Genomic DNA, 25201 nt, shown 5'->3' on the forward strand with positions numbered 1-25201 from the left:
ACTCTCTGTGGCCGCTCCTCTCAAGGGCTACCCAACAGGGTGGATCCGCACTCCCTTGTGACGAGCCATGTGACAGCCCTGTCTCACGGTGTGTCATCGGGTCATGTAAAATCCTGAAAACGGCCCAAATCCGCTAAACGCTTGATTTCATTCGGACGGGTGCGGCGCCGGTTGGAGGATTCTTGCTGCCCCCCGTCCACCAGCTCGTCGAGCGACGAGCGACCGAACTTTCCTCCCAGATCGCCGTTGCTTCCCGGGCCCGCTCCCTCACCCACGCCGCGCTGAATGCGCACGCGAACCGGGTGGCTCATGCGCTGATCGCTCGGGGCTCCGGACCGGACGTCCTTGTCGGTGTCTGCCTTCCGCGAAGCGCGGAGCTGGTCGCGTCCGTCCTGGGCGTTCTCAAGGCCGGCGCGGCCTGGCTTCCCTTGGACCCGTCCGCCCCTCCCGAACGCCTGCGATACATGGCCGTTTCGGCGGGAGCACGATTCGTCATCGGCACGGGGCCGGCCGTGGAGCGGCTCGCGGCGGACGGCATCCAGATCCTCGCTCCGGAGGCACTGGAGCTCCAGTTGTTCCCGGACGTGAACCCGGGCGTCACCGTCCAGCCGGATCACCTCGCGTATGTGATCCACACCTCGGGCTCCACCGGACTGCCCAAGGGCGTGATGATCAGCCACCGTGCGCTGTCCGCGTTCACCGAGTACCACCTCGACACGTTTGGCCTGTCGCCCGCGGATCGCATTGGCGTGGTGGCCTCGCCCGGCTTCGACGCCTTTGTCATGACGCTCCTGCCGTCGCTGGCCGCGGGGGCTCGACTGGAGCTGCCGCCCGACGAGGAGACCCGGCTGTCGCCCCAGAGGCTGCAGGACTGGCTTCTGGCCCGGGACATCACCTGCATCTTCCTTCCCACGCCGCTGGCCGAACGCGCCCTCCCGCTGTCCTGGCCCGAGTCCTGCGCCTTGCGCCTGATCCTCACCGGCGGCGACCGGCTGCACCTGCACCCCAGGCCCGGGCTGCCGTTCCAGCTCGTGAACGGCTACGGCCCCGCCGAGTGCACCATCTACAGCACGTCCGGTGTCGTCCCTCCCGGTGACGCATCGACTGGGGAACGGCTGCCCTCCATCGGCCGTCCCATCGGTGGCGTGGAGGTGCATGTCCTCGGTCCGGAGCTGCGGCCCGTGGCGGATGGCGAGAGCGGTGAGTTGTTCATCGGCGGGCCAGGATTGGCTCGTGGTTACGTGGGCTCGCCGGACCTGACCGCGGACCGCTTCATTCCGGATCCGTTCTCCCGGTTCGGCGGCGAACGGCTGTATCGCACGGGGGACATGGGCCGCCGGTTGCCGGATGGCTCGCTGGAGTTCCATGGCCGTTCCGACCGGCAGGTGAAGGTCCGTGGCATCCGCATCGAGCCCGCGGAGATCACCGCCGCGCTGCTGACCCATCCGCACGTCGGGGCCGCGCACGTCATGGCGCGGAGCGAGGGCCAGGACGTCTTCTTCGTGGCGTGGTTCGCGCCCAAGGACGCTCGGGCCGTTCCCGGGACGGAGCAGCTCCGCGAGCACCTCCGCGCCTGGCTCCCCGAGGCCATGCTGCCCCGGACCTTCGTCGTCGTGGACGCCCTACCCCTCGGCCCCACCGGCAAGGTCGACGCCCAGGCGCTGCCCACGCCCGAAGCCCACGCAACCCGAAGCAGCGCCTATGTCGCGCCTCGCACGGAGCTGGAGCGTGGACTCGTCCAGGTGTGGCAGGAGGAGCTGCGCCTGGAGCGGATTGGCATCGAGGACGACTTCTTCGAACTGGGCGGTCACTCGCTGCTGGCCACTCGGATCACCGCGCGGGTCGCGGAGGTGCTGAGCCTCCCGCTGTCTCTGACGGAGCTCTTCGCGCACCGTCGTATCTCCCAGCTGGCGAACGTGCTGGAGCCGCGTCGTGCCGAGCCCTCGAAGGACGCGTTGCCGCCCGTGGTCCGCGTCGCCGACCCCGAACGGGCTCCTCTGTCCGTGCAACAGGAGCAGGTCTGGTTCCTCCAGAAGCTGTCTCCCGGCAGCATCTCCTACCAGGCGCAGACGACCCTTCGTGTGCTGGGTGGGCTGGACCTGCCGGTGCTCGAACGCGCCCTGACGGAGATCACCCGGCGCCACGAACTGCTGCGGACCACCTACGAGGAAGTCGACGGCCGGCCGTGGCAGCGCGTTCTTCCCGTGACGCCGGTGCACGTCCCGTTGATCGACCTGTCCGGGCTGCCCCCGGTCGAGCGGGAACACCGGCGTGAGGAGGCCCTCCGCCAGGAACTGCGGCGGCCCCTGTCGCTCTTCGAACCGCCGCTCGTGCGCTGGACCGTGGTCCGTCTGGCTCCGGATGATCACGAACTGGTCCTCGTGGAGCACCACGTCGTCCACGATGGCGTGTCCTTCTCCGTGCTGATGCGGGAGTTGGACGCGCTCTACAACGCGTATCTGCGCGGTGAATCCTCGCCGCTCCCGGAGCTTCCGGTGCAGTACCGCGACTTCGCGGCGTGGCAGCGCGAGGCGCTCGACGGCCCGGCCATGAAGGCCCAGCTCGACTTCTGGCGAACGCGCCTGGCGGGTGCTCCGGAGGTGTTGCCGCTGCGCACCGATCACCCGCGCCCCCGCGTGCAGACCTTCAATGGCGACCTGCTCCGGCTGGAGTTGCCACCCGCCCTGCCCGGCGCCCTCCGCGCGTTCTGCCAGCAGGAGGGCGTGACCCTGTTCAACGCCCTCTTCGCCGCCTTCGCCACGCTGCTGCATCGCTACACCGGCGAGCAGGACCTGTGCATCGGTTCGGCGTTCGCGGCCCGAGCAGGTGTCCGGAACATCGAGAATGTCATCGGGATGTTCGTCAACGCCGTGGTGCTCCGGTGTGACGTCTCCGGCGCGCCGTCGTTCCGCGAGCTGGTCCGTCAGGTGCGCGACCTCACCGTGGCGGCGGCCGAGCATCAGACGTATCCGTTCCTCAAGCTGATCGAAGGCCTGGGCGTGAAGCGCGACCCCAGCCGCAATCCGCTCGTGCAGGCCATGTTCAGCTTTCACGATTCTGCCGTGCGGAGCCCTCGGCTGGGGGATGCCTCGTGCACCATCTTCGAGCGAGGCAATGGGTCGTCGAAGGTGGACCTGGACGTCGTCGCCATTCCGCACGCGGGCCGGCACCTGGGCGACCGCGAGCGCGGTGACGCGCGCATCTCGCTCATCTGGGAGTACAACCGGGACCTGTTCGACCGCTCGACCATGGAGCGGATGGCCGCGCACTTCCTCCGGTTGCTCGAGGCCGCGGTGGCCAGTCCCGGCATGCCGGTGTCGCGACTGCCGATGCTTGCGGACGCGGAGCGACAGGGCCTCCTCGCGAATGGCTCCACCAAGCACGTCAGCGCGGATCCGCCCGTGCATCAGCAGGTCCTGGCTCAGGTCCTGGCTCAGGCCCTGCGGACCCCTGACGCCGTGGCCGTACGCGACGAGACAGGCGCCCTCACCTACGTGGAGTTGGTCCGGCGAGCGACGCTGCTCGCCGAGCATCTTCACGCGCACGGCGTGGGCGTGGAGTCGGTTGTCGGCGTCTTCGCGCCTCGTGGCCCGGAGCTCGTGACGGCCGAGCTGGGCGTGATGCTGTCCGGAGCCGCCTTCCTGCCCCTGGATCCAGAGCATCCGGCCGAACGGATCGCGCTCATCCTGGGTGACGCTGGCGTGCGTCAGGTGATCACCACCGGGCCGCTCGTGGATCGACTCCCCGCCACGGTGAAGCGCGTGCGCATCGAGCCCTTCCACGGCCCCGGCACGCCCCAGGGAGGCCTGCCCACGGAGGTGCGGATCGGGCAGCGGGCCTACGTCATGTACACCTCTGGCTCCACGGGCGCCCCCAAGGGCGTGGTGGTGGAGCACGGCGCACTGGCCCACCTCGTCGGGTGGCACCGGCGCGCATTCGGGCTGGAGACGAGCAGCCGCACCACGCTGCTCTACTCGCCCGCGTTTGATCCATCCGTCGCGGAGCTCTGGCCTGCCCTCACCGCGGGCGCGACGTTGCATGTCCCCGGACAGGACGTGCGCCTGTCCCCGGAGCGGCTCCAGGCCTGGCTCCTCTCCGAGCGCATCACCTTCACGGACCTGCCCACCGCGCTCGCGGAACGCCTGATGGCCCTGCCATGGCCGTCGTCATGTGACCTGCGCACGGTGCTCGCGGGCGGTGACCGACTCCACGCGCGTCCCGTGCCCGGACTCCCGTGGCGGCTGTTCAATCAGTACGGCCCCACCGAGACCACTGTCACAGCCACCTCCGGCGAAGTGCTGCCCGCGGGGCCCGTCGAGACACTGCCCGCCATTGGCCAGCCCATCGACGGGACCACGGCCTATGTCCTGGACGCGGAGCTGCAACCTGTCCCCACGGGCGTCGCGGGAGAGCTGTACATCGGCGGTACGGGCGTGGCGCGCGGCTATCTGAATCGCCCGGACCTCACCGCCGCGAGCTTCGTCCCCGACCCATACGCGGCGCATCCGGGCTCGCGCATGTACCGCACGGGCGACCGGGTCCTGTGCCGTCCGGACGGGATACTCGAGTTCCTGGGCCGCATGGACGCGCAGCTCAAGATCCGAGGCTTCCGCGTGGAGCCCGCGGAGGTCGCGGTCCGCCTGCGCACGCATCCGGGACTCGCGGAGGCGCATGTTCGCACGTGGAGCCCTCCCGGTGGAGCGCCCCAGCTGGTCGGCTATCTGGTGCCACTCGTGGGCCAGCCCCTGCCTTCACCGGCGCGGCTGCGTGAGCACCTGGCGCGCGAGCTGCCGGCGTACATGATCCCCTCCGCGTACGTGGAGCTGAAGGCGCTGCCAATCACCCACGGCGGCAAGGTGGATGAACGGGCGCTGCCCGAACCCACGCCTGGAACCCAGGCGCCTCGGGTCCCGCTCGCGAACGAGCACGAGCGGCGGATTGCAGGCATCTGGTGCGAGACGCTGCGCCTGGAGCACGTGGGCGCGGAGGACAACTTCTTCGACCTCGGGGGCCACTCGCTGCTGCTGGCCCAGGTGCAGTACCTCCTGAAGCACCGCATGGGCCATGACGTGCCCATGGTGACGCTGTTCGAGTTCCCCACGGTTCGTGCGCTCGCCGGTCATCTCCAGGGCCGCGACGATGGCGGCGAGGCCGCGGCCGCGCAGGCACAGCGCCAGGAGCAACGGCGCAGTGGCCGTGCGCGCCTGCTGGGGCGGCAGGGCCGGCTGTCGTCGGACCGCTCGCGGGAGGAAGTGGAATGAGCGCGTCGCTCGACGTGATGGAGGAGGAGGACCGTTCGGCGCACCTCGCGGTGGTGGGCCTGGCGTGCCGGCTTCCGGGTGCGGCCAACGCGGCGGAGTTCTGGTCCAACCTGGCCGGCGGTGTCGAATCCATCACCTTCTTCGGTCCGGACGGCCAGCCCTGCGCCGAACCTCCCACCGAGCGCGCCGTGGGCGAGGAAGTGCCCGCGTTCGGTCTGGTCACGGATGCGGACCGGTTCGACGCGCAGGCCTTCGGCATGTCGCCGCAGGAAGCGCTGATGCTGGATCCGCAGCACCGGGTGTTCCTGGAGTGCGCGCGGGAGGCGCTGGAGGACGCCGGGTATGATCCGGCTCGGTACCGGGGTGCCATCGGCATCTACGCGGGTGGCAGTGAGACGGACTACCTGTCCGCGCTGCGGGCCCGGAGGGACCTGCTCGCGGGTGCCAGTGACTGGCAGCTCCGACTGGCCACGGGCGTGGACTTCCTCACCAGCCGCGTGGCCTACAAGCTGGGGCTTCGCGGGCCGGCCGTCACGGTGCAGACCGCGTGCTCCACGTCACTGGTCGCGATCCACCTGGCCGCGCAGGCGCTGCTCGCGGGGGACTGTGACATCGCGCTGGCGGGCGGCGCGTCGGTGCATGTACCGCCCCGGTTCGGTCACTACAGCGAGGGCGGGCCGCTGTCCCCGGACGGCCGCTGCCGCGCGTTCGATGCTCGGGCTCAGGGCACGGTGGGCAGCAACGGCGCGGGGATCGTGGTGCTCAAGCGGCTCGCGGATGCGCTGGAGGATGGGGACACCATCCGCGCCATCCTCCGAGGCACCGCCGTCAACAACGACGCCGCCGGGAAGATCGGCTTCACCGCTCCGAGCGTGGAGGGCCAGTCCCGCGTCATCGAGACCGCCCTGCATGCCGCGGGCGTGGACCCCGCGAGCATCAGCTACCTGGAAGCGCATGGCACCGGCACCCGGCTGGGCGATCCCATCGAGGTCGCCGCGCTGACGAAGGCCTTTGGTGCCCGCGAGCCCCGGTCCTGCTGGCTGGGTTCGGTGAAGACGAACATCGGCCACACGGATGCGGCGGCGGGCGTGGCGGGCTTCATCAAGACGGTGCTCGCGCTGGAGCACCGGAAGCTGCCGCCGAGTCTGAACTTCGAACGGCCCAACCCGGAGATCGACTTCGAGCACGGCCCCTTCCGCGTGAACACGGAGCTGCGGGACTGGGACACCGGTGGTCATCCCCGGAGGGCCGGTGTCAGCTCGTTGGGCATTGGCGGCACCAACGCGCACGCCGTGCTGGAAGAGGCACCCATCCTGCGCGGCTCCGAGCGTTCGCGCGCACCGCAGTTGATGGTGCTGTCGGCCCACGGTCCCGCCTCGCTGGCCCGCGCGGTGGAGCGGCTCGGAGGGCACCTGCGCGCGCATCCAGAGGTGGAGCTGGGTGACGTCGCCTGGACGCTCCAGATGGGACGTGCAGCGCACAAGCACCGAGCATTCGCGGTGGGCGAGGACACCCCGGACGTCCTTCGCGCCCTGTCGGAACAAGAGGGCATTGCGCAACGGGAGGCCGGCGAGCGCCAGGTGGTGTTCATGTTCCCCGGCCACGGAGGGCAGCACGTGGGCATGGGCCGGGAGCTGTACGGTTCACAGCCCGCGTTCCGTGAGGCTGTGGACGCGTGCCGTGCGCATCTGACGCCGCTCCTCGGGTTCGACCTGGGGACGGTGCTCCACCCGGATCCCACGGATGCCGCCGCGCTGGAACAGGCCTCTGCCCGGATGGGCGAGTTCGTCACCGGTCAGCTCTCCGTGTTCGTCATCGAGTACGCGGTGGCGCGGCTGTGGAAGCGCTGGGGCGTGCAGCCCGCAGCGGTCGTGGGCCACAGCCTGGGGGCTTATGCCGCGGCCACGGTGGCCGGGGTGTTCCGTCTGGAGGACGCGCTGCGGTTGGTCCTGGAACGCTCGCGCATCCTCGCGAGTCTGCCCGCGGGCGCCATGCTGGCCGTGCCGTTGCCCGAGTCGGAGCTGGCGCCCCTGCTTCACGGAGGACTCGCGCTGGCGGCCGTGAACGGGCCGGCGCAGTGCGCGGTGTCGGGGCCGGTGGCGGAGATCGAAGCGCTCCAGGCGCGACTGATGGAGCGCGGAGTGGAGTCGAAGCTGCTGCGCATTCCGGGTGCGGGACATTCGCCGCTCGTCGAGCCGTCACTGGCCGCGTTCACCGCCTGCGTTCAGCGAGTCGAACGGCGTCCTCCACAGCTTCCATGGATCTCCGATCGCACGGGTGTGGCGGTCACTGCGGAAGAGGCCGTGGATCCGGCGTACTGGGCCGCGCACCTGCGTCACACCGTGCGCTTTGGCGACGCGCTGAACACGTTGTTCGCAGGTCCGCCCGCCGTGTTCCTGGAGGTCGGGCCCGGACGGACCCTGGCGACGCTCGCGCGCCAGAACCCCGCGGCAGGGCCACACCTCACGGTGGCCACCCTGCCCCATCCCTCGGACAACACGTCCGATGCGGTCAGCGCGCTCACCGTCGCGGGGCGCCTGTGGAGCGCGGGCGTCGCGATCTCCTGGCAGGGACTTCATGGAGGTGTCGCCCGTCGCAGGGTGCCTTTGCCCACGTATCCGTTCGAACGTCAGCGTTACCTCGTCGAAGCCCCTGCTTCAGCCGCGACCGTGGCGAGCCCGGCCACGGCGGTGTTACCGCCTCCCGAACCTGAACTCATGGAGGTGCCGGAGCTGCCAGAGGACGAAGTCGTGCGCCGGGTCGCCACCGCGTTCGCGGAGGTCCTGGGGCTGGCCCGGGTCGGGCTGCATGACAACTTCTTCGCGCTGGGCGGCGACTCGTTGATGGCGGCGCAGGTCATCGCGCGGTTGCGTCCGCATGTCGCCACACCCCTCAAGGTGAAGGCCCTCTTTCGCGCGCCCACCGTGGCCCGCCTGACCCGCTTCATCGCGGAGTCCTCCCCGGCATGACCTCGACTTCTCCCTGGCTCGCGTGCCGCATCCGGCGCCCGGAAGCCTCCGTGCGCCTCTACTGCTTCCCGCACAGCGGAGGCTCCGTGGGCGAATACGTCCGCTGGGCGGACCTGCTCCCGGACATCGAGGTCTGGGGTGTGCAGCTTCCAGGACGTGGGGCTAGGGCGGAAGAAGCGCCGTTCACCCGGCTGCACGAACTGGTGGAGGCGCTGGTGCACGCGGTGGACTTCGGCTCGTCCTTCGCGTTCTTCGGTCACAGCCTGGGAGCATTCGTGGCCTTCGAAACGGCCCGTCGTTTGCGCGACCTGGGCCGCGTGCCTCCCAAAGCGCTGTTCCTCTCCGCGGCTCCAGCCCCACAGCTCCCTCCGCGACGCATCCCCGCGAGCCACCTGGACGAGGCCGGACTCCTCACCGCCCTGGAGCCCACTTACGGAGAACTGATCCACGAACTGCGCGAGGACGAAGAGCTGCGCGAGCTCATCCTCCCTGGCCTGCGCGCGGACCTGCAGCTCGTGGAGTCCCACCGGCACGAGGACCGCGCCCCCCTCTCTTGCGCGATGACCGTCACGGGCGGCACCCAGGACGACCTGAACCGCACCGAGTTGGGACCGTGGAGCGTCCACACCACCGGGCCATTCGCGCTCCACCTGCTGCCCGGTGGCCACTTCTACCTTCGGGATCCCGAACCGAAGTCCACCCTCCTGCGCCTCATCGCGGAAACCCACACCAGAAGGACGCCGACCCCATGAGCCACGAGCCACTGCACCCCGCCACCCGCAGCCGCGAGGGCTTCCTGGGCCAGCTCTTCGCGGGGAAGCTCCGCTGGGACCTCGTGCGCGCGTTCCCCGAACAGGACCCGGAGGAACGCCGTCAAGGCGACGCCGTCATCGCGGAGGTCGAACAGTTCCTCCAGTCGCACGTGGACCCGGACGAAATCGAACGCACGGGCCGCATTCCGCCGGAGCTGCGCGAAGCCCTGCGTTCACGCGGCTACTACAAACTCCAGGTGGAGCGGGCGCTGGGAGGCCGGGGCCTCTCCATGCTGAACACCTTCCGCGTCATCGAGGCCGTGATGAGCGTGTGCCTGCCAGTTGGCTACACGCTGGCCATCCACAGTGGCCTGGGCGCGGGAGCCATCATCGAAGCGGTGCAGGACGGTCCCCTCAAGGACTACGTCCGAGGCCGCGTCGCCGACGGAGTCATCTCCGGCTGGGCGGACACCGAGCCCATCGGCGCCTCCGTGCGGCGCGCATCCACCACCGCCGTGCCCACGGAGGACGGGACGGCGTATGTCCTCAACGGAGAGAAGGTCTTCATCGGCAACGGCTCCATCGCGGACCTGCTGAACGTCACCGCCACGCTCCAGGAAGACGGCCGCGAGCAGATCAGCCTCTTCGTCGTGGAGACCTCCAGTCCCGGCTTCCACGTCCGCGCCGAGCACGGCCTGATGGGCCTGCGAGGACTGCCCATCGCCGCGCTGAGCTTCGACAACGTGCGAGTGCCGAAGGAGCGGATGCTCGCGATGTCGCAGGAGCACTGGCGGAACACGCCGTTGCTGGAGCCACTCAGCGCCCTGGGGCGCATGTACATCATCGTGGCCGCGTCGATGGCGCTCTCCAAGAAGTGCCTCCAGTGGTCGCGTGAGTTCCTCCATCGCCGCCTTGCACAGGGGCGCAGGCTCGGTGACTTCGACGAGATCCAGCGCCAGGTGTCCGCCACGGCGGCGGAGGTCTTCGCCATGGAGAGCGTGGCTCGCTGGAGCCTCACGGGCGTGACGGCGGACACACTGCCCCTGCGCTGGTTCGAACAGGTGGCGGCCAAGAACATCGCGTCCCTGACGTGCGCGCGCATCGCGGACCGGACGATGTCGCTGCTCGCCGCCGAAGGCTACGAGACGTCGGAGAGCAAGGCCGCCCGGGGCGCCACGCCGGTCCCGCTGGAGCGCACGCTGCGCGATGCCCGGGCCTTCCGGGTCGCGGGAGGCGTAGACTTCCTCGTGGACCACAAGGCCGCGAGGGAAGGCCTCTTCTCCCTCTACTACCCGTCGGCTTCGCACGCGGTGGAGCTGGAGTCGCCCCCTGCTCCCCTCCCCGTGGAAGAGCATCTGTCCCCTCGCAACCGCGAGCACCTCCAGCACACAGCCCGAGAGGTGCACCGGCTCGCGAAGCGAAGCCTGGACCTGTCGCGCCGCTACCCGGATGCGGGAGCCCTGCACGCGAGGCAGCGGACGCTCATCCTGATGAACCAGCTCTGCAATGAGCTGTTCACGATGTCTGTGACACTGGCCCACGCGTCGGCCCTGGCTTCACGCGGACAGTCTCAAGCCGACGCGCTGGCGGACGTCTACTGCACCGCCGCGCGCTACCGCATGGAGGACCTCTGGCGTCAGGCCGACGCCGACGCGGAGCCGGACTTCGCGGGCGTGAGCGAACGCTGGCTGACGGGGGACACACTCGACTTCCTGCTGAGCGACGTGCTCATCCGGAAGTGAGCCCATGGCGCGCTGCGCAAACAGCCACCGTGTCGCCCTCTTGGAGGACAAGCCTCTTTTGACCCCACACGGGTCGAACCGCCCGCCGGGAGCGCCGTGCGCCAAAACCTGTCCGACTGTCGGACAAGTTCGCGGTGCCCGAGGTCCGAGGCCGCGCCGGCCCGGCGGACAATGAAAACCTGTCCGACAGTCGGACAAGTTCGCGGCGCCTGGAGCCCAAGTCCGCGCCGGCCCGGCAGACGATGAAAACCTGTCCGACAGTCGGACAAGTTCGCGGTCCTCGCGGCCCGGGGGCGCGCTGGCCCGGAGCGTGACGCGGGCGGTCGACCTGTCGTTCCGGACCGTGAGCCTTACGGCGCGGTGCGTGAACCGGCCGCTGTGTCGTCGCGGTGGATGACGCCTTCCTTCATCACGAAGAAGACCTTCTGCGTCACTCGGATGTCCTGGAGCGGGTTGCCCGGCACCGCGACCACGTCCGCCAGCTTCCCCGGCTCCAACGTCCCCAGCTTGTCCGACACCCCGAGCAGCTCCGCCGTGTTCACCGTGGCGGTGCGCAGGGCCTCCGCGGGCGTCAGGCCGGCCTGCACCAGCAGCGCGAACTCCTCCGCGTTGCGCCCGTGGGCGAACACGCCCGCGTCCGTACCGAAGGCGATGCGCACGCCCGAGGAGATCGCCTTGCGCAGCACGTGCTCCCGCCGCCGGTCCACCGCGCGCAGCTTGGCGACCGTGTCCGCCGGGAGCTTGCCCTGGTCCGCCAGCTCCTTGATTCCGAAGAATGCAAAGGCCGTGGGCACGTACCAGGTGCCCTTCTGCTTCATCAGCGCCACGCCTTCATCGTCCATCAACGTGCCGTGCTCGATGGAGTCCACGCCCGCGCGGATGGCGCGCTTTGCTCCTTCCGCGCCGTGCGCGTGCGCGGCCACCTTTCGCCGGTGCGCGTGCGCTTCGTCCACCACCGCGTCCAGCTCCGCCTGAGTGAACTGCGGCGCGTCCGGATCCGCGTTGAGGCTCATCACGCCTCCCGTGGCGCAGACCTTGATGACATCCGCGCCGTACTTCACGTTCTCGCGCACCTTGGCGCGCAGCGCGTCCGGCCCATCCGCCACGCCGCGGCTGGCGTCCTGGGCCAGCAGTCCCTTACGAAACGAGTTGCCGTAGTCACAGTGCCCGCCCGTCGAACTCAGGCTGGACGTCGCCGCGAGGATGCGCGGACCCACCACGAGGCCGCGAGCGGTCGCGTTGCGCAGCCCCACGTCGATGAAGTCCTCCGCGCCCAGGTTGCGCACGGTGGTGAAGCCCGCCATCAGCGTCGCCTTGGCCCACGGCAGCGTGTCCAGCGTCTGCTCCGGGATGGTGCGCTGGAAGCTGTCGACCAGATCCTTTCGCCAGTCCGGGCCGGGCTCGACCGTCATGTGCGTGTGCGCGTCCATGAAGCCCGGCAGCAACGTGGCGTCGCCCAGGTCCACGATGCTCGCGCCCTCCGGCACGGGCGTCTTCGGGCCCACGCCCACCACCCTTCCCTCCGACACCACCACCACGCCCGGGGTGACCATCTTCCCCGCCTTCGCATCGAACAGGCGGGCGGCCTTCAGCACCTGGACCCGAGCGGGTTCAGCGGCGGAGGCGGAGGACAGCGACCACAGGAGGGAGCCGAAGAGCAGAGCGCGTCGCAAGGTCCCTCCATGCTACCGCGTTGCCGCGTTGCCTCAGCCCGCTCGCATCCGATCGAACTCCACGGCGCAGTGCGCTGAGAACACCTTCACCTCGTGCCCGTGTGCGCGCACCAACCCTCGCAGCCGCTCCTGGTTCTGGAGCCGCACGGCGTTGTCCTCGGAGAACAGCCGTTGGAACAGCGCCAGGCCCCACGGGCTTCGCGGCGCCACCGGGTTCACCTCGTGGTGGCTGAAGTACGCGTCTCCCGCGTGCAGCACCCAGCCTCCGGGCCCCTTCACCGCGACGCCGCAGTGGCCCGCGGTGTGGCCCGTCAGCGGCACCAGCAGGACCTCCTCGTCCAGGCCTGGAAGCAGCCGCACCGCCTCGAAGCCGAACCAGCGCTCACCCTCCACCGCGTACCGGCTCCACTTCGGCCCGTGCGCCCACTGCACCGGCTTGTAGCCTTGCCTCGCGCCCGCCACCGGGGGCACCACCGCCGCAGCGTGCTCGTCCCCGAAGACGTGGACCTGGGCGTCCGGGAAGTCCGACAGGCCGCCGACGTGATCCAGGTCCAGGTGCGTGGGCACGATGTGCCGGACGTCCTCGCGCCGGAAGCCCAGCCGCTCCACCTGGGCCAGTGCCGTCTCCGCCGGGTCCAACCGGGGCGTGTTCCGTCTCACGAAGCGCTGTCCCAGACGCCCCTGCGCGTCCTGCACGTCCCGGGTCCCCAGGCCCGTGTCCACGAGCACGAGCCCCTGGGACGTCTCCAGCAGCAGGCAGTGGCAGACCATCCGGGCCCGCTCGAACAGGCCTCCCGAGCCCGTGACGAACCGGGCACTGGCGGGACACAGGGTTCCACAGTTGAGGTGATGGATTCGCATGCCCGGCAAGGTACGGACCGGGACCGCCGCCCGATTGGAGGAATCGGCCATCCTGCCCGGGCCCCGGGTTGAAGCGAGGGTCCGTCCGTCCCATGCTTCCTCCCGCATGGCCACCCTGGCAGACAACGCGCTGGCCCCCCGGGCCGACCTGTCCCGCTTCGTCCAGCGCGTGCGCGTGCTCTGGCGTGGTCCCTCTTCGGGCGACTACGTCCGCGTGCCGGACGGCACCGTCGAGCTGGTGATCCGCGTCACCTCCACCACCTGTGATGTTCACGCCCTGGGGCCTCGGGAACACGTGGTGCGCAAGGCGCCCTCGGAGGTTCCGCCCGACACGCTGGGCATCCAGTTCAAGCCCGGCGGCGCGTACCCGTTCTTCGGCCTGCCCATGTCGGAGCTGGCCCACCGGTCGCTCTCCATCGACACGCTCTGGGGCAAGGCGGACGGTGCCCGGCTCCGCGAAGCGCTCGCGGAAGCTTCCTCCTCACAGGCCCGTCTGCGCACGTTGGAGGCCGCGCTCGTGGACCGGCTCCACCGGGACGACGTCTTCGAACCGGCCGCCGCGTACCTCGTGCGGCGCGGCGTCCGCCTGCTCTCTGGCCCTGGGGAACTCCCTCGCGTCGCGGACCTGGCTCGCACCTTGGGCGTGAGCGAACGGCATCTGCGCCGCGCGTTCGACGAAGTGCTCGGCATGGGACCCAAGTCCTACGCCCGGATCGTGCGCTTCCAGCGTGCGCTTCAGGCTTCCACCGCCCAGGGCACACGGCCGGACTGGGGAAGCATCGCCGCCGGTGCGGGCTACTACGATCAGGCCCACCTGATCGCGGACTTCCGGGCCGTGCTCGGCACCACGCCGGGTGCATGGGCACGCGCTCGCGCGGCCTGAGCCCGCCAGGACGCGCCGCAGCGGGAATACCGGCATCTCCGTGACCCATTTGGCCGGCTTCGGGTTCCTACTGAAGATTTCTTCAGCCAGGGTGGAGAGCGGCTTGCCGCATCGGACGCGGCGCGTCGTCGCCGGAGGTGGAGAATCCGCGCCCTTGGATGCTCCCCAAGGAATCGTTTCGTCGCTCGTACGTTGACCGACTCGCGGAGGCGTTTTCCCAGCTTGACCGACGCTGGGCCATCCCTCACAAACGCCCCGTCCCCGCGGAGCTCTGTCCCGCGGCCCGAAAGGATCCCATTCAATGAAGCGATTGGTCGTCATCGCCGCCCTCGTGGGTGCCGCTCCGGCGCTCGCCGATGAAGGCATGTGGACGTACAACAACTTCCCCGCCGCCAAGGTGAAGGAGAAGTACGGCTTCCAGCCGGATCAGCAGTGGATGGACAAGCTCCGCCTGGGCGCGGTGCGTCTGGCCGGCGGCTGCTCGGCGAGCTTCGTGTCGCCGGACGGCCTGGTGATGACCAATCACCACTGCGCGCGCGGCTGCATCGAGCAGCTGTCCACCGCGAAGCAGGACTACCTGGCCAACGGCTTCTACGCGAAGGCCCAGGCCGAGGAGAAGCAGTGCCCGGCGATGGAGGTGAACCAGCTCGTTGAGATCACCGACGTCACCGAGCAGCTCAACAAGGCCACCGCGTCGCTGACCGGCAAGCAGTACTCGGACACGCTGAAGGCCGAGATGTCCAAGGTGGAGAAGGCCTGCTCCAACGGCGACGACAAGGTGCGCTGCGACCTGGTCACGCTGTACCAGGGCGGCAAGTACAACCTGTACAAGTACCGCCGCTTCCAGGACGTGCGCCTGGTGTTCGCCCCGGAGCACGCCATCGCCTTCTTCGGCGGTGACCCGGACAACTTCGAGTTCCCCCGCTACGACCTGGACGTGACGTTCGTGCGCGTCTACCAGGACAAGCAGCCGGTGAAGACGCCGGACTACTTCAAGTGGTCCGAGAGCGGCGCGAAGGAGAACGATCTCACGTTCGTGGCCGGCAACCCGGGCCGCACGTCGCGCGCGCTGACCATCGCGGAGCTGGAGTACACCCGCGACGTGTCGCTGCCCAAGACGCTCATGTACCTCTCCGAGCTGCGCGGCATGCTCACCGAGTTCCAGAAGCGCGGCCCCGAGCAGAAGCGCATCTCCAGCAACCTCCTGTTCGGCGTGGAGAACGGCCTGAAGGCGTCCAAGGGCCGCCACGAGGCGCTGCTCGACAAGACGTTCTTCGCCTCCAAGGTCGCCGCGGAGCAGGAGCTGCGCAAGAAGGTCGACGCGAACCCCGAGCTGAAGAAGAAGTACGCCGCCGCCTGGGACGAGATCGCCAAGGCCGAGGCCCAGCTGCTCACGATCCGCAAGGACCTGAACTTCCTCGAGCAGGGCAATGGGCTGTCCTCCGGCCTGTTCCACACGGCCCGTGCGCTGGTGCGCGCCGGCGACGAGCTGCCCAAGGACAACGGCCAGCGGCTGCGCGAGTTCAACGACGCCAACCTGACCGCGCTCAAGGCGCAGCTCTTCAGCCCCGCGCCCATCTACCCGGAGCTGGAGATCGCCCGCCTGACGTTCGGCCTCACCAAGATGCGTGAGGAGCTGGGCGCCAAGCACCCGTTCGTGAAGAAGGTGCTGGGCAAGGAGTCCCCGGAGCAGGTCGCCACCCGCGTGGTGAAGGGCACGAAGCTCATCGACCCGAAGGCCCGCAAGGCGCTCTGGGACGGCGGCAAGAAGGCCGTGGACGCGTCCAAGGACCCGATGGTCCAGCTGGCCCTGCTGGCGGACCCGGACGCCCGCGCCATCCGCAAGAAGTTCGAGGACGACGTCGAGTCCATCATCAAGAAGAACAGCGAGCTGGTCGCCAAGGCGAAGTTCGACATCTACGGCACCAGCCAGTACCCGGACGCGACCTTCTCTCCGCGCGTGTCCTTCGGTTCCGTGAAGGGCTACATGGATGAGGGCCAGCAGGTCGCCCCCATCACCCAGATGTCCGGCACCTTCGAGCACGCCACGGGCCAGGATCCGTACGCGCTGCCCAAGTCGTGGCTGAAGTCGGAGAAGGTCATCACCGGCACCACGCCGATGAACTTCATCACCACCAACGACATCATCGGCGGCAACTCCGGCTCGCCCGTGGTGAACAAGAACCACGAGGTGGTGGGCCTGGTGTTCGACGGCAACATCCAGTCGCTGGGCGGCGAGTACGGCTTCGACGAGTCCGTGAACCGCACGGTGGCCGTGCACTCGGAGGCCATCATCGAGGCGCTCCAGAAGATCTACGGCGCCAACCGCGTCCTGGAAGAGCTGCGCCCTGGCAGCACCAAGGTCGCGCCGGTGAAGGCGAACCCGGCGGGGTAGTCTTCCCCCTGGCTTCCTGAAGCACCCCAGAGGCTGCCCGGTTCGCTCCGGGCAGCCTCTTCGTTCATCCCCTCCTCCAGGAACTCCATGCGCCTTCGCCCTGCCCTCTTCGCCGCCGCCCTCGCGCTGACGGCCTGCGCCGCGAAGCAGCCCGTGGAACATGCGGTCCAGGACGTGGTCTCCACGGTGGACGTGGACCACTTCTGGGAGGCCTACGACGCCGTACGGGCCACGACGGAGCCATCCGAGCAGCTGGCCCGATTCCAGGCGCTCTACGTCGACCGGGGCACGCCAGGGCTGCACAGCTTCATGCGTGCCAGGCGCTACACGGTGCAGGGCTACGTGGACGCCATCCGCGACTACCCCCGGTTCTGGGAGTCCGTGCGCCCCCTGACGGCGCGCGCCCGGGACGCCGTGGCCCACGTGGCCCCCACGCTGGAGCGCTTCCGGGCCCTCTACCCCCGGCTGGGGAGCGCGGAGGTGTACTTCACCGTGGGCGCCCTCAACTCCAGCGGCACCGCGCTGGACGGCCGGGTGCTCCTGGGCGCGGAGCTGGCCACCGGCGATGAGCAGGTGGACGTGTCCGAGCTGCCGCCGAAGCTGCGCGCGGGCCTGGGCGCCTACTTCCAGAGCCGCCCCCACGAAGGCCTGGACCTGCTCATCGCCCACGAGGCCGTGCACACGCGCCAGAAGGCCCCCGCGGACGTACTGGTGGACTGGGTCGTCTACGAGGGCGTGGCGGACTTCGTGGCCGAGCAGGTCACCGGCCGGCTGCCCGCGCTGGCCTATGTCACCTACGGCCCCCTGCACGACGCGGAGCTGCGCGAGCGGTTCCGCGAGGCCCAGGACTCGACGCGCTTCTCACCGTGGCTCTGGTCGGGCCCGGACAACGCGGACGGCGTGGCGGACCTGGGCTACTACGTGGGCTATGCGATTGCTCGCGCCTACCATGCGAAGGCCCCGGACAAGCAGGCGGCGCTCCAGCGGATGATCGAGCTGGACTACGCGGACACCGCCGCGGTGAAGACCTTTGTCAGGGAGAGCGGCTACCTGGAGTGAAGTCACGGCGCCCCGGCACTTCCCCCGGGGACAGGAGGCAGATGGACGCGCGCGCCGAGCAGTTCATGCGGGACGGGTACCTTCGCATCGACGGGGCCTTCCCCCGGGAGGTCGCGGAAGAGGCCCGGGCCCTCCTCTGGCGGGACACGGGGTGTGATCCGGACCGGCCCGCCACCTGGACCCGCCCCGTCATCCGCCTGGGCATGTACACCCAGAAGCCCTTCGTGGACGCGGCGAACACCCCCGTGCTGCACGCGGCGTACGACGAGCTCGTCGGTGCCGGGCGGTGGCTGCCGCTCGGGGCGATGGGCACGTTCCCCGTGCGCTTCCCCTCCCCGGAGGATCCGGGCGATGCGGGGTGGCACATCGACGTGGGGTTCGACTTCGACAAGCCGGACTTCATGGACTGGCGCGCCAACGTCGCCTCCAAGGGCCGGGCGCTGCTGATGCTCTTCCTCTTCTCCGACGTGGGCGAGGACGACGCACCCACCCGCATCCGCGTGGGCTCGCACCAGGACATCGCCCGGCTGCTGGGCCCCGCGGGAGAAGCGGGCCTCACGCTCCGTCAGCTCGCGGCCAACGGCTTCGCGGAGTCCGCCCACCGGCGGGAGGTCCTCGCCACGGGCGAGGCGGGCACGGTGTACCTGTGCCACCCCTTCCTCGTGCACTCGGCCCAACCCCACCGGGGAACGCGGCCGCGCTTCATGGCGCAGCCGCCGCTCCTGCCCCGGGAACCGCTGAGCCTCGCGCGGCTCCCGGAGGACACGTCGCCGGTGGAGGAAGCCATCCGGCGCGCTGTCACCTGAGTCCTACCGCCTCACTCCCACTCGATGGTGGCGGGCGGCTTGGAGGAGATGTCGTAGACGACGCGGTTGATGCCGCGCACCTCGTTGGTGATGCGCGAGGAGATCTTCTCCAAGATGGGGAACGGGATGCGGGCCCAGTCCGCCGTCATCCCGTCCACGCTGGTGACGGCGCGCAGCACGCAGGTGGACTCGTAGGTGCGCTCGTCGCCCATCACGCCCACGCTCTGCACCGGCAGCAACACGGCGAAGGCCTGCCACACTTCCTTGTACAGGCCGGCCTTGTGGATCTCCTCCTGCACGATGGCGTCCGCGCGGCGCACCAGGTCCAGGCGCTTCTCGTTCACCTCGCCCAGCACGCGGATGGCCAGGCCCGGGCCCGGGAAGGGCTGGCGGGAGACCATCTCGTCCGGCAGGCCCAGCTCGCGGCCCAGGGCGCGGACCTCGTCCTTGAAGAGCTCGCGCAGGGGCTCCACCAGCTTGAGCTTCATCTGCTCCGGCAGGCCGCCCACGTTGTGGTGGCTCTTGATGGTGACGGACGGGCCCTTCCAAGACACGGACTCGATGACGTCCGGGTACAGCGTGCCCTGCGCCAGGAAGCCCGCGTCCTGCACGTCGCGCGAGGCCTCCTCGAACACGGCGATGAACTCCCGGCCGATGATCTTCCGCTTCTGTTCCGGATCCGTGACGCCGGCCAGCTTCGACAGGAAGCGCTCGCGCGCGTCCACCGTCTTCAGCGGCACGTGGAAGCGGTCCACGAAGAGCGCCTCCACCTGCGCCCGCTCGCCCTGACGCAGCACGCCGTTGTCCACGAAGATGCACTGGAGCCGGGGGCCAATCGCCCGGTGCAGCAGCAGCGCCGCCACGGAGCTGTCCACGCCGCCGGACAACCCGCAGATGACGCGGCCTTCTTCACCGACCTGCTTGCGGATGGTCTCCACGGCCTCGTCGATGAAGCCCTTCATCGTCCACGAGCCGGTGACCTTGCAGTCGTTGAAGAGGAAGGCGCGCAGCATGGCCTTGCCCTGCGGCGTGTGGACCACCTCCGGGTGGAACTGGAAGCCGTACCAGGGGTTCGTCTTGTGGGCCGCCGCCGCGAAGGGCGAGTTGCCGCTGCGGCCGATGGCCTCGAAGCCGGGCGGCAGCTCGTCCACCCGGTCGCCGTGGCTCATCCACACCTGCACCTGGTCGCCCGGGCGGAACTCCGCGAAGGGGCCTCGCGCGCTAAGGACCTCCACCGCCGCGCTGCCGAACTCGCGGTGGGCGCCCCGGTCGATGCGGCCTCCCAGGAGCTTGGAGATGAGCTGGAGGCCGTAGCAGATGCCCAGGACGGGGACGCCGGCCTCGAAGACGTAGGGGTCGCAGCGCGGGGAGCCGGGCGCTTCCACGGACGCCGGCCCGCCGGAGAGGATGATGCCCCTCGGCGCGAACTGCCGGATGTCGGCGGCGGGCAGGTCCGGGCGGTGGATTTCGCAGTAGACGCCCAGCTCGCGCACACGGCGGGCGATGAGCTGGGTGTACTGGCTCCCGAAATCAAGGATCAGGATCTTCTCGGAGTGCAGGTCCACCGGCGATTCTCCCAGGGGGCGTCGTTGACGGGTGGGGGCCCTTATCGCTACAAACTTCGGGAAATCAACGCTGAAAGGCCGTCAATTGTTCGTGCGCCGCCTGTCCGCTTCCACTGCAGCAGCCATGCTCCTCCTGTCCGCCTCGGGGTGCGTGAAGGAGATCACCTCCGACGAGCGTCTGGAGCGTGACACCCGCAGCGTCGCGGTGAAGGACGCGCCCGGGGTCGAGGCGCTGTCCAAGCTCACCTGTGACGACACCTCCGCGCCCCTCAACAAGGCCCGGGACGTGAACCGCCCGGAGTCCGACCGGCTGGTGGACTACGTCAACCTGTACTCCTCCCTGAAGGAGCGCACCCACACCTTCGAGGAGGCCATGTCCCGCAACCCGGACCTGAGCTACCGCGAGGGCAGCCAGAACCTGGTCAACGCCAAGGACGCCTGCATCCAGCAGACCGCGGACGTCCGGGTGGAGTTCGAGACCTACCTGCGTGAGCTGGTGGCCGTGCCCACGGTGCAGGAGATCAAGGGTGGCAATACCGTCACGGTGGCCCGCCTGGACTTCAGCACCCTGAAGAAGGCCATCGAGACGCTGGACCCGGACGACCGCGAGTCGCTCCTCCAGACCGTGAACTCGGCGGAGAAGCGCGTGTCCACCACGGTCGCCCCGCCCGAGGACACGGGCACCGGCAAGCCGCGTCGCGGCAAGTAGTCGCCCGCGGTCCTCCCCCGGCGCGCTGCCGGGGGAGACTCCCCTGCCCCGAAGCCTCCCGGTGACGGTGAGGCCCTGGGGCGGTGGATGCCCTACTCCATCCGGTAGTTGGGCGCTTCCTCGGTGATGATGACGTCGTGCACGTGGCTCTCCTTGAGCCCGGCGGACGTGATGCGGACGAAGGTGGCCTTCGTGCGCAGCTCCTCGATGGTGGCGCACCCCACGTAGCCCATGCCGCTGCGGATGCCGCCCAGCATCTGGTGCACGTTCATGGAGAGCGTGCCCTTGTACGGGACGCGGCCCTCGATGCCTTCCGGCACCAACTTCACCGCCTCCACGTCGGACTGGAAGTAGCGGTCCTTGGCGCCCTGCTTCATGGCGCCCAGGCTGCCCATGCCCCGGTAGCTCTTGTAGCTGCGGCCCTGGTACAGGATGACGTCGCCGGGGGACTCCTCGGTGCCGGCGAACAGCGAGCCGATCATCACGGAGCTGGCGCCCGCGGCGAGCGCCTTCACGATGTCGCCCGAGTACTTGATGCCGCCGTCGGAGATGATGGGGACGCCGTGCTTGTCCGCCTCGCGGGCGCAGTCGTCCACCGCCGTCACCTGGGGCACGCCCACGCCGGCCACCACGCGGGTGGTGCAGATGGAGCCCGGGCCAATGCCCACCTTCACCGCGTCCACGCCCGCTTCAATCAGCGCGCGCGTGCCTTCCGCGGTGGCCACGTTGCCGGCGATGAGATCGAAGCCCTTGAAGTTCTTGCGAGTGTCGCGCACGCCTTCAATGACGCCCTTCGAGTGGCCGTGCGCGGTGTCCACGACGATGACGTCCACGCCCGCCTTCACCAGCGCGTCGATGCGGGCCTCGCGGTCCGGGGACACGCCCACGGCGGCGGCGCAGAGCAGGCGGCCCTTGGCGTCCTTGGCGGCGAACGGGTGGGTGCGGCGCTTCTCGATGTCCTTGATGGTGATGAGGCCCTTGAGCTCGTAGGCCTCGTTCACGACGAGGAGCTTCTCGATGCGGTGCTCGTGCAGCAGCTTCTGGGCATCGTCCTGGGTGATGCCCTCGCGGCCGGTGACGAGCTTCGTCGTCATCACGTCCTCGACCTTCTGGGAGAAGTTCTTCTCGAAGCGCACGTCGCGGCTGGTGAGGATGCCCACCAGGCGCTTGCCCTGCACCACGGGCACGCCGGACACACCGTGCATCTTCATCAACTCCAGGGCGCGGGCGAGCGGCGCCTTGGGTTCGATGGTGATGGGGTCCACGACCATGCCGCTCTCGAACTTCTTGACCTTGAGGACCTCCAGGGCCTGCTGCTCGGGCGTCATGTTCTTGTGGATGACGCCGATGCCACCCTCCTGGGCCATGGCGATGGCGGTGCGCGCCTCCGTCACGGTGTCCATGGCGGCGGACAGCAGAGGAACGTTCAGCCGGATGTTGCGGGTGAGGCGGGTGGTGAGGTCGGCATCACGCGGGGTGACGGCGCTCTCACCGGGCAGCAGGAGCACGTCGTCGAAGGTGAGGGCCAGCCGGATATCGGGGTTCAACATGGGGGCTCCCGGAGGCCCCGCGGGGCACCAGCGCCCGGCGGGTGCGTGTCCATACGGTTTGCGCGGCTGCCGCGCAACGGAAGAAGGTTTTTTGCCGCCCGTTCCCAGGGACTTCGGGTGATACTCGGCGTCCCACCAACACTTATTGGGACTTGGACCGGGCCTTGGCGGAATTGAATCAAGCGGGGGCGGTCGGGCTGGTGGTGAAGCTGCCCTTCGCCACCCCCGAGGAGTTCCTCGCGAAATACGGGGGCAACATCACCCAGGGCGGCATCTATTTGCGCGCCAAGGCCGTGCGCCCCCCAGGCACGGCCGTTACCCTGGACCTCCGCCTGGCAAGCGGCGACCGGCTCCTCTACACGGCGGCCATCGTCCATTTCGTCACCGGTCAGCAGGGCCAGGGCATCTCCGGCATGGGGCTGAAGTTCGGGGAGGCGGATCCCCCGACCCGCCGGTTCCTGGACGCCGCGGTCGCCATCCTCCCGCACGCCCAGTCGGACGTGCCGCCCGTGCCGAACGGTGTCGGCCCCGCCGACTTCTCAGTGCCCGCCCCGGCGGCGGCCCCTGCCCTGCCCCCGGCCGTGGCCACGGTCCCCGGCGCCTCGGCCCGGATGGACTCCCCGGCCGCTGCCGCCGCGCCCGCGCTGGAGATGGTGACGGATGCCGCGCTGGGGCTGACCATCGACGATCCGCCCCGGACGGGGCCGGTGATTGGCATCGACCTGGGGACGACGAACTCGTGCGCCGCGTTCGTGCGCGGCAACAAGCCCGGGGTGCTGCCCAGCCGCGAGGGCCACAACACGGTGCCCTCCATCCTCGCGTTCAACCAGCGCGGCAAGCTGGTGGTGGGCCACCCCGCGAAGGGGCAGATGCTCACCAACCCGCGCCAGACGGTGTACGGCGCCAAGCGGCTGGTGGGCCGGCCGTACGCGTCGCCCATCGTGGGGCAGATCAAGGGCCGCTTTCACTACGAGATCGCCGCGGGTCAGGCCGGCGAGGCGGCGGTGCGGTTGGGTGACCGCATCTATTCGCTCCAGCAGATCTCCGCGCTGATCCTCCGCGAAGTGCGTGAGGTGGCGCAGAACCAGTTGGGCCAGATCATCTCGCGAGCGGTCATCACGGTGCCCGCCTACTACAACGACAACCAGCGGCACGCGGTTCGCGAGGCGGGCAAGCTCGCGGGCCTGTACGTGGAGCGCATCCTCAACGAGCCCACGGCGGCGGCGCTGGCATACGGCTACGGCAAGAAGCTGAACCAGCGCGTGCTGGTGTACGACCTGGGCGGCGGCACGTTCGATGCGTCGGTGCTGGAGCTGCACGACACCGTCTACGAGGTGATCTCCACCGGCGGCGACACGTTCCTGGGCGGCATCGACTTCGACAACGCCATCGTGGAGTACCTCCTGCAGGAGTTCGAGCGGCAGACGGGCCGCGCCTTCCAGGGGGACCGGGTGGCCCTGCAGCGCATCAACGACGCGGCGGAGCGGGCCAAGTGCGCCCTGTCCGAGCGCTCCGAGATGCGGGTGCACGTGGCCTTCATCACGATGATCGACAACAAGCCGTACGATCTGGACGTCACGCTCACGCGGCAGAAGTTGATCGCCCTGACGGAGGGGCTGGTGGACCGCACGGTCCAGGTCTGCGAGGAGGTTCTCCAGGCCAAGGGGCTGAAGCCCACGGACATCGACGAGGTCATCCTCGTCGGAGGGCAGAGCCGCTTCCCGCTGGTGCACGAGAAGATCACCAAGTTCTTCGGCCGGCCGCCCAGCAAGGGCGTGCACCCGGACGAGGCCGTGGCGCTGGGCGCGGCGCTCCTGGCGCACAGCCTGGGACAGACGGAAGGCGTGGTGCTCATCGACGTGCTGCCCATGGCCATTGGCGTGGGGCTGCCGGGTGGGCGCTTCAAGCCGGTGCTGGAGCGCAACGTGTCGCTGCCGGCGACGAAGAGCTACACGCTCTCCACGCACCGGGATGGACAGACGGAGCTGGAGCTCACCGTCTTCCAGGGCGACTCCGACCGAGCGCAGGACAATGAATACCTGGGCACGCTGCGGCTCGCGGGCCTGCCGAAGAAGCCTCGCGGCGCGGTGCAGGTGTCGGTGACGTTCGAGGTGAACAACGAATCGCTGCTCAAGGTGACCGCGAAGGAAGGCACCACGGGGCGCGAGGTCGTCAGCACGTTCACCACCCGCGATACACCGGAGGCGGTGAAGGCTCGGCTGGCGCAGGAGGAGTCCGCTCCGGCGCCGGTGCCTCCGGTCGTGACTCCGGGGAACGCGGCTCCGGCGGCGCGCAAGGTGGCGGCGTCCCCGCCCGTTGTTCAGGAGGCGGTGCCGGACGCCGCTGTCGTGTCAAAGCAGAAAGGTTTCATGGGGTGGTTGAAGGGGCTCTTCGGCCGCGCTTGAGGGCCAAGCCTCCCGTGATTCATTACCGGGGGTGTCTACGGGATTGAGCAGTCGGGCTGCTATGAAGTGTCGAAATTTTTCGACACATGGACGGCCCCCCCCGTGACCGACCTCTCCCAATGCCTTCCTGGCGTACTGCTGAAGCTTGCCCAAAATCCGTCTGCCCGGGCGCCCCTCTACACATTCCTGGGTGATGACGGTGAGGAGACCGTGTGGAGCGCGTCCGACTTGGACGTGCGAGCACGGCGGATTGCCTCCGCGCTGCGTGAACGTGGCGCGCAAGGCGAGCGCGTGCTGCTGCTGTACCCGCCGGGCCTGGACTACATCGCGGGCTTCTTCGGCTGCCTGTACGCAGGCGCGGTGGCGGTGCCCGCGTATCCGCCGGACCCGATGCGGCTGGAGCGCACCCTGCCCCGCCTGCGCGCCATCATCCAGGATGCGCGGGCGTCGGTGGTGCTCACCACGTCGGGCATCCTCGGGCTGTCGGACTTCGTCTTCGAGCAGGCGCCGGACTTCCGCGCGCTGCACTGGATGGCGACGGACGAGTTGCCGGAGGGCGGCGAGCGGGACT

Annotated in this window: 16 protein-coding genes; 11 read left to right on the forward strand and 5 right to left on the reverse strand. The window is 69.5% G+C overall.

Annotated elements, in window-relative coordinates; all coding sequences use genetic code 11:
* Window positions 1-101 precede the first annotated feature (101 nt).
* Entirely contained in the window at window positions 102-311 is a 210-nt protein-coding gene (locus D7Y04_RS44045) for a hypothetical protein (RefSeq protein ID WP_147477119.1), read from the reverse strand.
* Here D7Y04_RS44045 and D7Y04_RS16245 point away from each other — a divergent pair.
* From D7Y04_RS16245 to D7Y04_RS16260, 4 genes are read left to right on the forward strand one after another with little or no spacing between them, the layout of a single operon-like run.
* The gene (locus tag D7Y04_RS16245; RefSeq protein WP_233601462.1) at window positions 240-5261 is read left to right on the forward strand and encodes a non-ribosomal peptide synthetase; all 5022 of its coding nucleotides are present in this window, start codon (window positions 240-242) and stop codon (window positions 5259-5261) included. The two genes, D7Y04_RS44045 and D7Y04_RS16245, sit on opposite strands and share 72 nt — an antisense overlap.
* Window positions 5258-8230, forward strand: coding sequence for a type I polyketide synthase (locus D7Y04_RS16250; protein ID WP_121759872.1), 2973 nt, complete (start codon window positions 5258-5260; stop codon window positions 8228-8230). Before D7Y04_RS16245 ends, D7Y04_RS16250 begins: the two co-directional genes overlap by 4 nt.
* A complete protein-coding gene (locus D7Y04_RS16255) occupies window positions 8227-8982 on the forward strand; it encodes a thioesterase II family protein (protein WP_121759873.1) in 756 nt (251 codons plus the stop codon). Before D7Y04_RS16250 ends, D7Y04_RS16255 begins: the two co-directional genes overlap by 4 nt.
* Complete coding sequence (locus D7Y04_RS16260) at window positions 8979-10724, forward strand: acyl-CoA dehydrogenase family protein (protein ID WP_121759874.1); 1746 nt, start codon at window positions 8979-8981, stop codon at window positions 10722-10724. Before D7Y04_RS16255 ends, D7Y04_RS16260 begins: the two co-directional genes overlap by 4 nt.
* Before the next feature lie 350 nt (window positions 10725-11074).
* Here the strand turns inward: D7Y04_RS16260 and D7Y04_RS16265 are convergent, their stop codons facing one another.
* Together D7Y04_RS16265 and D7Y04_RS16270 are read right to left on the reverse strand one after the other, a co-directional pair.
* Window positions 11075-12397: an amidohydrolase family protein gene (locus tag D7Y04_RS16265; RefSeq protein WP_121759875.1), complete on the reverse strand. Its 1323-nt coding sequence runs from the start codon at window positions 12395-12397 to the stop codon at window positions 11075-11077.
* Between the two features lie 33 nt (window positions 12398-12430).
* The gene (locus D7Y04_RS16270; RefSeq protein ID WP_199749673.1) at window positions 12431-13258 is read right to left on the reverse strand and encodes an MBL fold metallo-hydrolase; all 828 of its coding nucleotides are present in this window, start codon (window positions 13256-13258) and stop codon (window positions 12431-12433) included.
* A 106-nt stretch (window positions 13259-13364) separates the two neighbouring features.
* Between D7Y04_RS16270 and D7Y04_RS16275 the strand changes: the two genes are divergently transcribed.
* The 4 genes from D7Y04_RS16275 to D7Y04_RS16290 all read left to right on the forward strand — a co-directional run bounded on the left by D7Y04_RS16275 (window position 13365) and on the right by D7Y04_RS16290 (window position 18401).
* A complete protein-coding gene (locus D7Y04_RS16275) occupies window positions 13365-14141 on the forward strand; it encodes an AraC family transcriptional regulator (RefSeq protein WP_121759877.1) in 777 nt (258 codons plus the stop codon).
* Between the two features lie 301 nt (window positions 14142-14442).
* Window positions 14443-16536, forward strand: coding sequence for a S46 family peptidase (locus tag D7Y04_RS16280; RefSeq protein ID WP_121759878.1), 2094 nt, complete (start codon window positions 14443-14445; stop codon window positions 16534-16536).
* A gap of 87 nt (window positions 16537-16623) precedes the next feature.
* On the forward strand, window positions 16624-17595 hold the full coding sequence (locus tag D7Y04_RS16285) for a DUF2268 domain-containing putative Zn-dependent protease (protein WP_121759879.1): 972 nt from the start codon (window positions 16624-16626) through the stop codon (window positions 17593-17595).
* Between the two features lie 41 nt (window positions 17596-17636).
* Complete coding sequence (locus tag D7Y04_RS16290) at window positions 17637-18401, forward strand: phytanoyl-CoA dioxygenase family protein (protein WP_121759880.1); 765 nt, start codon at window positions 17637-17639, stop codon at window positions 18399-18401.
* A gap of 11 nt (window positions 18402-18412) precedes the next feature.
* Here the strand turns inward: D7Y04_RS16290 and guaA are convergent, their stop codons facing one another.
* Window positions 18413-19966, reverse strand: coding sequence for a glutamine-hydrolyzing GMP synthase (gene guaA, locus D7Y04_RS16295; RefSeq protein WP_120596409.1), 1554 nt, complete (start codon window positions 19964-19966; stop codon window positions 18413-18415).
* Window positions 19967-20090: 124 nt separating this feature from the next.
* Here guaA and D7Y04_RS16300 point away from each other — a divergent pair, with 124 nt between their 5' ends.
* Entirely contained in the window at window positions 20091-20675 is a 585-nt protein-coding gene (locus tag D7Y04_RS16300; protein WP_120596423.1) for a hypothetical protein, read from the forward strand.
* 92 nt (window positions 20676-20767) lie between these two features.
* Here the strand turns inward: D7Y04_RS16300 and guaB are convergent, their stop codons facing one another.
* Window positions 20768-22225: an IMP dehydrogenase gene (guaB, locus tag D7Y04_RS16305; protein WP_120596408.1), complete on the reverse strand. Its 1458-nt coding sequence runs from the start codon at window positions 22223-22225 to the stop codon at window positions 20768-20770.
* A 164-nt stretch (window positions 22226-22389) separates the two neighbouring features.
* On the opposite strand from guaB, the gene D7Y04_RS16310 reads away from it, so the two are divergent.
* Together D7Y04_RS16310 and D7Y04_RS16315 are read left to right on the forward strand one after the other, a co-directional pair.
* The gene (locus tag D7Y04_RS16310) at window positions 22390-24630 is read left to right on the forward strand and encodes a TIGR02266 family protein (protein ID WP_121759881.1); all 2241 of its coding nucleotides are present in this window, start codon (window positions 22390-22392) and stop codon (window positions 24628-24630) included.
* A 135-nt stretch (window positions 24631-24765) separates the two neighbouring features.
* Window positions 24766-25201: AMP-binding protein (locus D7Y04_RS16315; protein WP_370457114.1), on the forward strand; the 436-nt coding region annotated here is incomplete at its 3' end.

Source organism: Corallococcus sp. AB038B (assembly GCF_003668955.1).
Lineage (GTDB): Bacteria > Myxococcota > Myxococcia > Myxococcales > Myxococcaceae > Corallococcus > Corallococcus exiguus.

What these genes read in the sequence shown, in the direction of transcription:
- D7Y04_RS16250 (WP_121759872.1), top strand. Translation starts at nt 5,258, where the DNA reads ATGAGCGCGTCGCTCGACGTGATGGAGGAGGAGGACCGTTCGGCGCAC.
- D7Y04_RS16285 (WP_121759879.1), top strand. Translation starts at nt 16,624, where the DNA reads ATGCGCCTTCGCCCTGCCCTCTTCGCCGCCGCCCTCGCGCTGACGGCC.
- guaB (WP_120596408.1), bottom strand. Translation starts at nt 22,225, where the DNA reads ATGTTGAACCCCGATATCCGGCTGGCCCTCACCTTCGACGACGTGCTC.
- D7Y04_RS16290 (WP_121759880.1), top strand. Translation starts at nt 17,637, where the DNA reads ATGGACGCGCGCGCCGAGCAGTTCATGCGGGACGGGTACCTTCGCATC.
- D7Y04_RS16300 (WP_120596423.1), top strand. Translation starts at nt 20,091, where the DNA reads ATGCTCCTCCTGTCCGCCTCGGGGTGCGTGAAGGAGATCACCTCCGAC.
- D7Y04_RS16270 (WP_199749673.1), bottom strand. Translation starts at nt 13,258, where the DNA reads ATGCGAATCCATCACCTCAACTGTGGAACCCTGTGTCCCGCCAGTGCC.
- D7Y04_RS16280 (WP_121759878.1), top strand. Translation starts at nt 14,443, where the DNA reads ATGAAGCGATTGGTCGTCATCGCCGCCCTCGTGGGTGCCGCTCCGGCG.
- D7Y04_RS44045 (WP_147477119.1), bottom strand. Translation starts at nt 311, where the DNA reads ATGAGCCACCCGGTTCGCGTGCGCATTCAGCGCGGCGTGGGTGAGGGA.
- D7Y04_RS16255 (WP_121759873.1), top strand. Translation starts at nt 8,227, where the DNA reads ATGACCTCGACTTCTCCCTGGCTCGCGTGCCGCATCCGGCGCCCGGAA.
- D7Y04_RS16275 (WP_121759877.1), top strand. Translation starts at nt 13,365, where the DNA reads ATGGCCACCCTGGCAGACAACGCGCTGGCCCCCCGGGCCGACCTGTCC.
- D7Y04_RS16260 (WP_121759874.1), top strand. Translation starts at nt 8,979, where the DNA reads ATGAGCCACGAGCCACTGCACCCCGCCACCCGCAGCCGCGAGGGCTTC.